This window comes from Pantoea sp. S-LA4 (assembly GCF_054482835.1).
In genome coordinates, this window is record NZ_JBTLRC010000002.1 from 2,462,275 (window position 1) to 2,473,496 (window position 11,222).

Genomic DNA, 11,222 nt, shown 5'->3' on the forward strand with positions numbered 1-11,222 from the left:
ATTAAAAGGCGCGGCGGAACGTCAGGTTATAACGCCAGGCACCGACCAGCGGATGCACGCCTGGCTTGAGCGGCAGGATGCCATGATAACGCAGGCGTGACGGCCCACCCCACACCACGATGTCGCCATGTTCCAGCAGCACCCGTTGCGTGCTGTCGCCGCGTTCAAAACCGCCAAACTGAAACACCGCCGGTAATCCCAGCGAGACCGAAACGATCGGCTGACGCAGATCTTTCTCATCTTTATCCTGATGCAGAGTCAGCTTCGCGCCCGGTTCATAACGATTGAGCAGGCAGGCGTCGGGATGAAAGTCGGGAAACCCTGCTTCACGCGCCGCCGCCTGCGCCAGGTTGCGAAACAGTGGCGGCATCGCCGGCCATTTTTGCCCGTTGAGGTTATCCTGCTGCTGATACTGATATCCGCGCGAATCAACCGACCAGCCAAAATCGCCGCAGTTGGTCATCGCCACCGACATACGATGGCCGCCCGGCGTGATGCGGTGGGCAAACGGGTTCTGGTCGGCAATGGCCAGAATCTGCTGATAAAGTGCTTCTGCCTCATCGCGCGCGCGGCGGCGCAGGATCACCGCGCCGTCAGCCAGCGGTTCCTGCCAGGGTTGCTCTTCGCTAAACAGATCTAACATCAGGGTGCTCCTGTCGACTCAGGTTTAATCAAAAAGGCGGCAAACTGCGGTGACATCCAGCTCACGAAACTCTCGCCTTCTTTACTGATCAGATAGACCGCGAGATGCTGCTGGATCGCCAGCGCTTTGGCTTTTTCACTGCCAAGCACCATCAGGCCGGTATCCCAGCCGTCAGCCTCCAGCGCAGTGGTGGCAATCACCGTGGCCGACACCAGTTTATGCTCAATCGGCCGGCCGATAACGGGATCGATGACGTGAGAAACGCGTTTGCCGTCCAGTTCATAATAGTTGCGATAGCTGCCAGAGGTACTGATACCGTGCCCCTGCAGATCGACTCGCGCCTGTACCGCATTCTCGCGGTCGGTCGGCTTCTGAATAGCTACCCGCCACGGCTGATGCTGCGCATTCAGCCCACGGCTCAGTACCGCGCCACCCACCGAAACCAGGTAGTTGTTGATCCCTAGCTGCTCCATCAGGCGAGCCAGATGATCGGTGGCAAAGCCCTCGCCCACCGTTGAAAGGTCAACATACAGGCCCGGCAGATCTTTCTGCAGCCACTGGCCGCCTGCGCCCTGAATGACCCGCAGATGCTGCAGGCCGGTCTGCGCTTTAGCCGCGGCAATTTGCGCCTCATCCGGGATATGGATCGGCTGCTTTGTCGGGCCGAATCCCCACAGATTGACCAGCGGTCCGACGGTGATATCCATCGCGCCCCCGGTTTTAGCGCCAATGCGTAAGGAAAGCGTAACGATATCCGCCATGTTCTCGCTGACCGGCTGCGGCGTCAGCGCGCGGCTCTGATTGAACCGTGACAGCGCAGAATCGGCTTTCCAGGTGGAAAGTTCAGCGTCATCGCTATCCAGCTGCTGCTGAACCCGTTGCTGCAACTCCGCTTTGCGCTCGCTGGCGACGTCCGCCAGGCTGACGCGCCATACCGTCCCCATGGTTTTGCCTTCCAGCACCATTGCAGAAGGTGTCGCGGGCTTATCACAGCCCGCTAACAACAGGATGGCAAAAGGTAAAGACAGCAGATTAATCTGATATCGCATCACTCCTCACTTGTAAAAATTTATCTATTCCTGCTACAAAGCATAAATCGCTGGTAAAGAGGTTAAAATAAGGTTGAATACTTTACCCAATGGCGACAGTATCAGTCAGTCATCTACTATGCATCCGCCCGTAACCGGGCGATTTACGTTTAACGGTTAGGTTTAATGAAAGGAGTAGCAGATGATCTATGTGATTCTTGCCATCGCCCTGGGTCTGTTCATCTTCAGCAGCTACAAAGTCTGGCATCAGCGCCGTCATCGTCACATGACGCTGTCGCGGTCGCGCCATTAATCAGCAGCGTTGCACCTTAACGGGGCATTGGCCGCCTTAATCTGCGCGGCAAGTTTACCAGAATGCGCGGCAGGCCCGTGGCTATCAGAGCGGTAAAGCTGGCATGAATTCTGCACTGTTGAATCAGTGTTTATCTCTGAGAGGTGCAGAATGAAAAGGTCACAAAACCTGCAGGCAGCCTGGCATCAGTGGCTGAGCTTTTCAGCCTTTACGCTGGGGGGCGTCGCATTTGAAGGGGCCCGATTTGGCGTGGTGGTTTCACCGGTCGCGACCGTTGCAAAAGCGAAAACGTGGCGAGCAGCAGAAGAGATAAAAGAAAAGGATTGATAACGCAGATGCGCAGCCGTGGCTGCGCATCTGTACAAATCAGAACTGGTAAACCAGACCCAGCGCCACCACGTCGTCGGTGTTGATACCGGCCGCGTCGGTGAACTGGTTGTCATCCAGCAGGTTGATTTGGTAATCCACATAGGTGGACATGTTTTTGTTGAAGTAGTAAGTCGCACCTACATCAATGTATTTCTTCAGGTTCTGTTTGCCCCAGTTCTGCACGTCGGTGCCGCGTGAGGTAACATACGCCAGCGATGGACGCAGACCGAAGTCAAACTGATACTGCGCCACCAGTTCCCAGTTTTCCGCTTTATCAGCGTAACCAAACACTGGGGAATCACTGCTGCCGAAGCGGGTTGCGTTATACGACTTGGTGTACATCGCTGCCAGGTAAACGTTGTTGGCATCATATTTCAGACCGCCGGTATAGGCTTCAGCTTTGTCGCCACGGCCCAGGATACCCGCCTGGTTGCCGTTCTGATCGTTGGTACGGTCAGACTGGAATGCCGACGCACCAATACCAAAACCGGAACCGAGATCGTAAGTGGTGCTCAGGCCCCAGCCGTCACCGTTCTGACCCAGCACATCGCGGCCGTTCGGTGATTCATCACCATTGCCGTTTTTGCCCTGATACTGCACCGCAAAGTTCCAGCCATCGACCAGGCCAAAGAAGTTGCTGTTGCGGTAGGTTGCCATACCGTTGCCGCGCTGGAACATAAAGTTGTCCGCGCCATAGGTATCACCGCCGAACTCCGGCAGAACGTCGGTCCATGCGCCGATGTCGTAAGCAACGCCGTAGTTACGACCGTAGTCGAACGAGCCTGCATCACCAAATTTCACACCGGCAAAACCGACGCGCGTATAGCTGTTTTCGGTACCCTGCGACTCTGCATTGTTCAGCGCCGCCTGATACTCCCACTGGCCGTAACCGGTCAACTGGTCGCTGATTTCGGTTTCGCCTTTAAAACCAAAGCGGACGTAGGACTGATCGCCATCAGAACTATCATTATCGGAGAAGTAGTGCAGGCCATCGACTTTACCGAACAGGTCTAATTTGTTGCCGTCTTTGTTGTAGATTTCAGCTGCGTTTGCCGATCCTGCTGCGACCAGCAACGCAGGGACCAACAGGGAGAGAACGCGACGTTTCATTTTATTACCCTCTGTAATGTGCCTTTATTATTTGCCACTGCTAACTGAATGATTAAAAATTCAGCCGGCAGGCCATTGTTGTTTTATATCGGGCAATAATCCATCACGAAAATGCTACTAAATTTCCAAAAGTGTTTCAGAGTACGAAACAGTTATTTCATAATGTAAGATTTGGGGAACTAATAACCAGCACGTATCGATAAAAAATATGGCACAAAAAGCCAATCTGATTCTGCTACCTTTGTTATCAACGCGTTACATCGGATTACTCTGAAGCACTGAATGATAAAACTTATGCGTCATCAGGTAATACAATAGATCCCGCTATCATCATTTATTTCATTATTACCTTCATTCACCCCGAATGAGATGTTTACCCTATATTTCCCGCCGGACATGTTTGTCCGGCATTTTTTTGCCTGTCATCCGCCGCTACCACTATTTCTGCGTAAACTTGATTTGCATGTCTGAATTAACATTGTTGTTAAGCCGCACAGAAAGTTAATTTCCCCCTTATTTGCCGCTTGCCTGACAATAACTCCGCCCACTTAATTTATCACGGTAATTAAGCAGGCTGAGATAATATCTGGATCGCGGTATTATCGCTCTCGCAGCGATTCTTTAACTTTATTCAGCGGTTTAAGCAGATAATCCATCACCGATTTCTGGCCAGTTTTAATTTCTACATTGGCGACCATACCCGGCACAATCGGGAATTTGCGCCCGGCGCGGTTGGTCAGCTCCGCCTTTTGGGTGCGAACGTAGACGCGATAGTAGTATTGATCGCGCTTAACCTCATCCTGCAGCGTATCCGGCGAGACAATTTCCACCTCGCCTGGCAGATCGCCATAGATAGAGGAGTCGTAGGCGGTGATCTTCACGATTGCCGCCAGGCCAGGCCGGATATAGGCGATATCACGGGGGTTGATGCGGGTTTCAATCAGCAACTGATCTTCCAGCGGCACAATCTCCATCAGCTTGCCGCCCGGCTCCAGTACGCCACCGACCGTGGTCACCTGAATATCTTTAACGATGCCGCGCACCGGCGAATAGAGCGTGGCGCGCGTCAGTTGGTCCTCTTTACCCGCCGCTACCTGTAGCTGCGCATCCAGTTCAGCATTGTTTTTAACCTGCTCTTCGTGGGCGCGTACCAGATAGTCATTGCGCGCCTCATCGATTTTGCCGCGCAGATCGCTGACCTGACGCCGCAGGCGGATCACCTCGACCTGGCCGGCCGCGCCTTTAGCCACCAGCGGCTCGGTCAGACGCAGTTCATCCTGCACCAGTTTGAGCGACTGCTGCAAATTGCTGATGGTTTCCGTCAGATTGCGCCGCCGGGATTCATACAACTGCCTTTCCCGCAGCACCAGCTGCGGCTCTTTCAACGTTTCGGCGCTGAATTTCAGCGGCGTACCGGAGAGTTCCGCTTCCAGCCGTTCTGACGAGGCACGCAGCGTACGTACTTTAGCCTGGGCTTCACCGAAATTAGACTGGAAGCGCGTCGGGTCGAGCGTCGCCAGAATCTGCCCTTTCTCGACGATATCGCCCTCATGCACGTTGAGCTGTTTGACGATGCCGCCGTCCAGGCTGTCAATCACCTGCGCCCGGCTGGACGGCGTCACTTTGCCGGTGCCGACGGTCACTTCATCCAGAATGGCGAAGTGCGCCCAGATAAGAAAAATGGCCAGCGCCGCGGTACAGAGCCAGATAATGGCGGACGTGCGGCGTTCATGGCGCGCCAGATCTTTATCAATCATCACCAAACTCATGCGGCATCTCCTTTATTCGGGCCCGGCGCCGGCTGGGCGGCGGTTGAGGTGGCGCGGCGCAGGATCTCGTCACGCGGCCCATCGGCCACTATCCGGCCGTTATCCATTACCACAATGCGATCGACCATCTTTAGCAGCGCCGGACGATGGGTGACCAGGATCAGCGTGCGGCCGCTGATCCAGCCCTGTAGCTGACGGATAACATGCTCCTCTAACTGCTCATCCATCGCGGCCGTCGGCTCATCCAGCAATACCACCTGCGGCTGGCGCAGGATCATCCGGCTCAGCATCACCATCTGACGCTGTCCACCCGACAGGCCGCGCCCCCCTTCATTAATAATGCGATCCAGACTGGCCGCATCCTGCTGCACCAGCGACAGCGCGCCGCTGATGCGCAGCGCCTGCAGCATCTCCTGTTCGCTGGCGTGCGGATTTCCCAGCATCAGGTTTTGCCGCAGCGTGCCAAAGAACAGCCGCGAATCGTGGGATAGCCAGCCGAGCTGGCGACGCAGATCGATTGGATCGATGCGTTCAATATCGACGCCATCGACAATCACCTTGCCCTGGGTCGCCAGCGCCTGACCGGCGAGAATTTTTAGCAGGGTGGATTTGCCGGCACCCACTTTGCCGAGAATGGCGATCTTCTCGCCCGGTTTGATCTGCATTTGCTGAACGTTGAGGACGTTCTTTTCATTCTCTTCGTCGTAGCTGTAGTGCACGTTACGCAGATCGTACTGGCCGGTAAGCGTCGGACAGTGGGCCAGCGTGGCGGCCTCCGGCTGATCGAGCGGTTTCTTCAGCAGCTCATCCAGCCCTTTCATCGCCATTTTGGCGTGCTGCCAGCGGGAAAAGACCATGGTGAGCTGCATCAGCGGCGCGATGGTACGTGAGGAGAGCAGGCTACAGGCGACCAGGGTACCGGTGGTGATTTGCGAATCGAGTATCAGGTAGACCCCAAACACCAGCATCCCGGCGTAGGTGAGCTGCTGCACCGTCGAGGCCCAGCCGGTCAGCCGCGCGCCCCATAAGCGTTGCTGGTTACTGATTGCAGCGCTGACTTCGTGCGTCTGTTCCCACTGGCGCTGAAAATAGGGTTCCGCCTGCAGCGCTTTAATATCTTCTATGCCTTCAATGGTTTCCACCAGCACCGCATTACGCAGCGCCCCTTCCCGCAGCCCCTCTTTCGCCAGCCGCGCCATCGGGATCTGCACCAGCATGCCAGGGATAACGATCAGCGGAATCGCTGCCAGCGGGATCAGCACCAGCCAGCCACCGATAAATGACATGATGAACAGGAACAGGATAACAAACGGCAGATCGGCGGCGGCCCCTACCGTGGTCGAAGTCAGCAATTCACGCACCTGATCGATTTCGCGCAGTTGCGATATAAATGAGCCGGTCGATTTTGGCCGCGCTTCATTACGGATGCTCATCGCCCGGGCAAACAGCATGGCGGAGACTTTCAGGTCGATGCGTTTACCCATTAAGTCAGAGACCTGCGTTCGCATCAGGCGGATCAGATACTCAATCGCCGCCGCAATCAGTACCCCGACAAACAGCACCCAGAGCGTCGCCTGCGACTGCGCCGGGATCACCCGATCGTAGACCTGCATCGAGAACAGGATCCCGGCAAGCGCCAGCACGTTGCTGATCACCGACGCCAGTGAGATCTCGGTAATGCGTCGCCCCATACCGCGAAAATTCTTCCAGAACCAGTGCGGCTCATAGGGCTGAACAAACTCATCGATGCGCGCATCGCGACCGCGCGCCGCCACGCCGATCACCCCGACATCGCCCTGGCTGCGGGTCAGCAGTTCGGACAGCGCCCCTTCACGCACCACGTCCCCGCCTTCACTCAGCCAGTAGCGCGCGCTGCCGTCGGGATCGATGCCTTCCAGCACCGCCACGCTGCTGTTTTCCAGCACCAGCACCACCGGGGTGATCTCCTGACGCCAGCGCAGCTTGTTTTGCGGCACCATGGTCAGATGCAGCCCGAGCAGCCCGGAGAGACGTTCAAGCTGCTGCGCCACCGGCAGATGTTCAAACCAGCGCATCTGCTGGCGTAGGGTTTTGCCGTCGGCAGGCTTACCGAAGCGTGCCGCCACGCGCAGCATGGCGGCAATCCAGTTTTCGGTATTCAGATTTTGTGCACTCATCGTTAATGCCTTTTAATACGGAAGCTCGCTATTGCAGCGAAGGAAGGAGATCGCCGCTGCTGCGCTGACGATCGATACCCAGGATATCCAGCAGATTGTCGACCGCCGCGGCGTAGCGCACGGTGGCATCCCAGCCATCGTAAAGCGCGGTGATGCGCGAACTGTCCGCCTGAAACACATCCTGTTCCACGCTCAGCAGATCGTTCAGGCTGCGCTTACTGAGCCGATACTCATCGGCGTAGACGTTTCGGGTATGGTCGGCGCTGGCCAGCTGCACTTCACCGGCCGCCTGGCGCTGCTGCGCACCAATCATGTCGGCATAGGCGGTAGAAGCATTCTGATTGATGGTCAGTTTGGCCTGCTGCACTGCCGCCTGCGCCGCTTCACGATCGCCTTCAGCGGATTGCGTTCTGGCATTCACTATCCCGCCCTGATAGAGCGGCGCTTCAACCTGAAGCTGGACTTCATCATCCCAGTAGGACTGGCGATCGTTTTCATAACGGGTCCGGCCCGCCTGAACTTTGATGGTCGGCCAGTGGCCAGACTGCGCCTGACGCACCCGCTCGCGGGCTGCTTCCTGTTTCGCCTGGGCGCTGCGCACCGCTGCGCTGTTGGCGTAGGCAATTTTATCGAGGGTAATCTGCTGGTTCAGCAGCGCCTGCGGCAACTCCGGCAGCGCAGCCGGTACCACGCCGGTCAGCACCGTCAGCTGCGCTTTGGCCGAACGCAGCTGCGCCCGATACTGTTCCAGCGTGGCATGCATGGCGGCGATGCGGGTCTCCGCCTGTAACACGTCCGATTGTGAGTTGAGGCCGGCATCGGCGCGCAGTCGGGCGATATCCCTTACCCGCTCCAGAGAGGCGATATTGGTATGGGCCGTCTCCGCCAGCGCCTGGTAACGTTTAACTTCCAGATAGGCCTGTAACGTATCTTCCGCCACGGTGGTCATGGAGTCGAACAGGCCAAAGAGATAGGCATCGGACAAGGCGTGCTGTTCATCGATGGCCCCGCCGGTGCGGCCAAAATCGTACAACAACTGACTGAGCATGATGCCGCCGGACCCATTGTTATTCAGGCTGCCGGCGGAGTCGGTCTGATGAGATCGGCCTGCCGCACCCTGCAAAGAGATCTGCGGATACCAGGCACTTTTAGCGGCGTCGAGATCGCCTTCACCGACATGGATTTGAGCGGCCGCTTCCGAGATTTTCGGGTTGCGGGCGAAAGCGCGGAGGATGGCGTCACGCAGCGTTAAGGTGGCTATCTGTTCTTCGCTGGGGGCGGCACGCCAGTTAAATTCAGCTTTGGGCAAGGGTGCGGCAATAGCCGCAGGCAACACTACGCCATTCAGGGCGCATAACAAAAAGGTCAATCGCGCTTTGTTCATTATGTTTACCAACAGGGGTTCTTATCATCATGGTGTTTTCCCGGTGAACAAAGAGTGCAAAACGGTGCGCCGTCACGGGCTCTCGCCTCATTGAACTGCGTCATTTAATTTATGGATCGTAAGCCAGACGCTAAACGACCTTTAACATTATTAGATCATAACCCTGGCTTCTTCCTGCTAAATATCGATGAAATAATTAATTATTTTGTCAATAGCGTAAAATTTAAGCAGCAGAGATTCACCCGCCAATCCAGACGGGCTTAACTAACCCGTCCGGAAGGCAGTACCTGAACTAATGTGTTGTGGGTCAGACCAGCGGATGCGCGGCAGCGTGTTGCCACAGATGATCGGCAAGCGTGTAAGGTGATTCGGCGACCAGATTGCTGTCGTGGGCCGCAGCGGCAGGAGACGACGCGGCGGCCGTCAGGGTTTCTGCCTCACCGTTCGGGCTGAGCCTCTCCAGCAGCTGATCTACCGCCAGTGCATTGAGCGTCGCGGCGGTGTCACTATGTGATGCCACCGTTACCGTCTGGCTGGCGCTGGCCAGATTACCGGCGCTGTCTTTGGCGCTCACCGTCATCTGATATTCACCATCATCCAGCGGGGCCAGTTGCCCGGCCAGAATGGTCAGCGCCCAGCCCCCATCGGCTTTCACACTGGCACTGTAGTGCTGATCGCCGAGGCTTAACTGCACCAGGCTGCCCGGTTCCAGATGGGTCGAGTTGCCCTGGATCAGATGCCAGTTATTGACATCGGCGGCGTCGATCCGGTTATCGTCGAACGGGGTCTCCAGCGTCAGGGTCGGGCGTTGATGGATTGCCACGGTAAACAGCTCACTGTAGGTCTGGCTGTCGCTGTTGCCATAGTCATCCCAGCGATTAAAGGTGGCGGATACCGGGCCATCCGGTAACGCCTGCAGATCGCTGGCGCTCAGGGTGACCATGCCTTTGCTGTCCGGCTGATAGGTTTTGCCATTGAGTACCATTTCATTGGCCCCTTCGACATACAGACTGAGATCGTGCTGCGCCTCCTGAGCGTTGAGGATCATATCGCCACCAATATTCATCTCGATATAGATCGGAATAAAACCGGTTTTGATATTCAGCTCATGGCTGGCATCGGTGTAGTTGTTGGCACCGTCAATCGACCAGGCGCGGATCTCGCCAACGTTAATAAAGGCGTGGACATCCGCCGCCGGTATCACCACCTGCCAGTGTCCCTCCTCGCTAACCGTGGCGGCGTAATCTTTCTCATTGGCGCCGGTAATCACCAGCCGCTGGCCCGGCATCACGGTCGAGAGCGTGCCGCTCAGCAGCAGATCCTGCTGGGTTTCCGCCAGATTGATCACGTCGTCGGCCGTCACCTTGTCGAAGCTAATCTGCGGCAGGCTGCTCAGATGGGTAATCAGGGTGAGCTGATGCGTTTCGGTGGCGCTATTGCCATTAGGGTCCTTCGCGCTGACCTGCAAACTGTAGACCCCATCCTGCAAGGCTTTCAGATCGCTTTCATTGAAGTTGCCGGTCCATTTGCCTTCACTGTCGACAAGGGCGGTGGTGGTGAGGCTGCCCAGGGTCAGCGTGACCCGTCCGCCCGCCGCCAGATGCGTGCCGCTGCCGCTGATCTCCACGCCATAGACGCTCTCCTCAATGTTGACCGCATCATCTTTACTGATGGTGTCGACCGTCAGGGTCGGCTTAATGCTGCGATCGGCATAGAGACCGAAATCGACCGTGGTATCGGTGCTGTTCCCGGCTTTATCGGTGATGGTCAGCGTCAGGGTGTGATTACCGTCCGGTACGCCTTTCAAAACCTCGGCGGGCATCGAGGCGTTCCAGTAGCCCCATTGATTGACGGTGCTGTGCCAGCTCTGATCGTTAAAAGTCAGGGTGACGGTTGAGCCCGCCTCTCCCACCGCCTGGCCGCGCAGATGAACCGGGTTCCGGGCTTCCCAGTTAGCGATCACGCCATCTGCAGCGATCGGTTCATAGGGCCGCAGCGCAGCGGGTGGCTGGGTATCCGCGGCGGTGCTGACCGCCAGCGCAGAGAGATTGAGCGGTGAGCTTAGCGCCGTCTCCGCTGACGTGCCGGCAACAGCCAGCGAAAGAGGGCCACTGGCGGTCGGGGCGACATCGGGCGTGGCGGGCACGGCAAATTCACTTACCGCGGTCTGAAAAGTGGATTCGAGCCGGACGGCACGAAGCGTATCACGTTGTGACATAGGTAACCTCAATTCAGAACAGGAACGCAGGCGAAAACCATCAGATAAACTGATCTTTCTGGTTGACGCAGTTATGTCGGGCAAGCGCAGGCCGCCCGTTTCCGCTGGCCGGAATCGGTTACCCGCAGGTAACAAGGATTAATGAATAGGCTGCTAAAAAAGCAGCGAAAGAAATTATGACGTCAGATTCAGTGCAACCGGCGGCGTGGCGCCGTTTTCTGCCCCTACCCTA

General features: G+C 56.8%; 9 protein-coding genes. 2 read left to right on the forward strand and 7 right to left on the reverse strand.

All coding sequences use genetic code 11. From position 1 onward, the window contains the following. Position 1 precedes the first annotated feature (1 nt). Complete coding sequence (gene alkB / locus ACX3P5_RS12360; RefSeq protein WP_233987559.1) at positions 2-643, reverse strand: DNA oxidative demethylase AlkB; 642 nt, start codon at positions 641-643, stop codon at positions 2-4. Next, entirely contained in the window at positions 643-1,692 is a 1,050-nt protein-coding gene (gene apbE / locus ACX3P5_RS12365; protein WP_458968785.1) for an FAD:protein FMN transferase ApbE, read from the reverse strand. The genes alkB and apbE overlap by 1 nt, the downstream gene beginning before the upstream one ends. Before the next feature lie 181 nt (positions 1,693-1,873). Between apbE and ACX3P5_RS12370 the strand changes: the two genes are divergently transcribed. Both ACX3P5_RS12370 and ACX3P5_RS12375 read left to right on the forward strand, forming a co-directional pair. Continuing rightward, positions 1,874-1,984, forward strand: coding sequence for a response regulator (locus ACX3P5_RS12370; RefSeq protein WP_233987557.1), 111 nt, complete (start codon positions 1,874-1,876; stop codon positions 1,982-1,984). Positions 1,985-2,134: 150 nt separating this feature from the next. Further along, the gene (locus ACX3P5_RS12375) at positions 2,135-2,311 is read left to right on the forward strand and encodes a hypothetical protein (protein WP_233987556.1); all 177 of its coding nucleotides are present in this window, start codon (positions 2,135-2,137) and stop codon (positions 2,309-2,311) included. Between the two features lie 39 nt (positions 2,312-2,350). Here the strand turns inward: ACX3P5_RS12375 and ompC are convergent, their stop codons facing one another. The 5 genes from ompC to ACX3P5_RS12400 form a co-directional block, all read right to left on the reverse strand. Then, positions 2,351-3,463: a porin OmpC gene (ompC, locus tag ACX3P5_RS12380; RefSeq protein WP_233987555.1), complete on the reverse strand. Its 1,113-nt coding sequence runs from the start codon at positions 3,461-3,463 to the stop codon at positions 2,351-2,353. A 599-nt stretch (positions 3,464-4,062) separates the two neighbouring features. Further along, the gene (locus ACX3P5_RS12385; RefSeq protein WP_293003156.1) at positions 4,063-5,232 is read right to left on the reverse strand and encodes an HlyD family efflux transporter periplasmic adaptor subunit; all 1,170 of its coding nucleotides are present in this window, start codon (positions 5,230-5,232) and stop codon (positions 4,063-4,065) included. Continuing rightward, a complete protein-coding gene (locus tag ACX3P5_RS12390) occupies positions 5,229-7,388 on the reverse strand; it encodes a type I secretion system permease/ATPase (protein ID WP_233987554.1) in 2,160 nt (719 codons plus the stop codon). Before ACX3P5_RS12390 ends, ACX3P5_RS12385 begins: the two co-directional genes overlap by 4 nt. Positions 7,389-7,416: 28 nt before the next feature. Continuing rightward, entirely contained in the window at positions 7,417-8,772 is a 1,356-nt protein-coding gene (locus ACX3P5_RS12395) for a TolC family outer membrane protein (protein WP_233987553.1), read from the reverse strand. A 307-nt stretch (positions 8,773-9,079) separates the two neighbouring features. Continuing rightward, on the reverse strand, positions 9,080-10,990 hold the full coding sequence (locus ACX3P5_RS12400; RefSeq protein WP_458968786.1) for an Ig-like domain-containing protein: 1,911 nt from the start codon (positions 10,988-10,990) through the stop codon (positions 9,080-9,082). Positions 10,991-11,222 lie beyond the last annotated feature (232 nt).

Bases quoted from the DNA above. Each gene is read 5' to 3' on its own strand.
- alkB (WP_233987559.1), bottom strand. From the start codon at position 643: ATGTTAGATCTGTTTAGCGAAGAGCAACCCTGGCAGGAACCGCTGGCT.
- apbE (WP_458968785.1), bottom strand. From the start codon at position 1,692: ATGCGATATCAGATTAATCTGCTGTCTTTACCTTTTGCCATCCTGTTG.
- ACX3P5_RS12370 (WP_233987557.1), top strand. From the start codon at position 1,874: ATGATCTATGTGATTCTTGCCATCGCCCTGGGTCTGTTCATCTTCAGC.
- ACX3P5_RS12375 (WP_233987556.1), top strand. From the start codon at position 2,135: ATGAAAAGGTCACAAAACCTGCAGGCAGCCTGGCATCAGTGGCTGAGC.
- ompC (WP_233987555.1), bottom strand. From the start codon at position 3,463: ATGAAACGTCGCGTTCTCTCCCTGTTGGTCCCTGCGTTGCTGGTCGCA.
- ACX3P5_RS12385 (WP_293003156.1), bottom strand. From the start codon at position 5,232: ATGAGTTTGGTGATGATTGATAAAGATCTGGCGCGCCATGAACGCCGC.
- ACX3P5_RS12390 (WP_233987554.1), bottom strand. From the start codon at position 7,388: ATGAGTGCACAAAATCTGAATACCGAAAACTGGATTGCCGCCATGCTG.
- ACX3P5_RS12395 (WP_233987553.1), bottom strand. From the start codon at position 8,772: ATGAACAAAGCGCGATTGACCTTTTTGTTATGCGCCCTGAATGGCGTA.
- ACX3P5_RS12400 (WP_458968786.1), bottom strand. From the start codon at position 10,990: ATGTCACAACGTGATACGCTTCGTGCCGTCCGGCTCGAATCCACTTTT.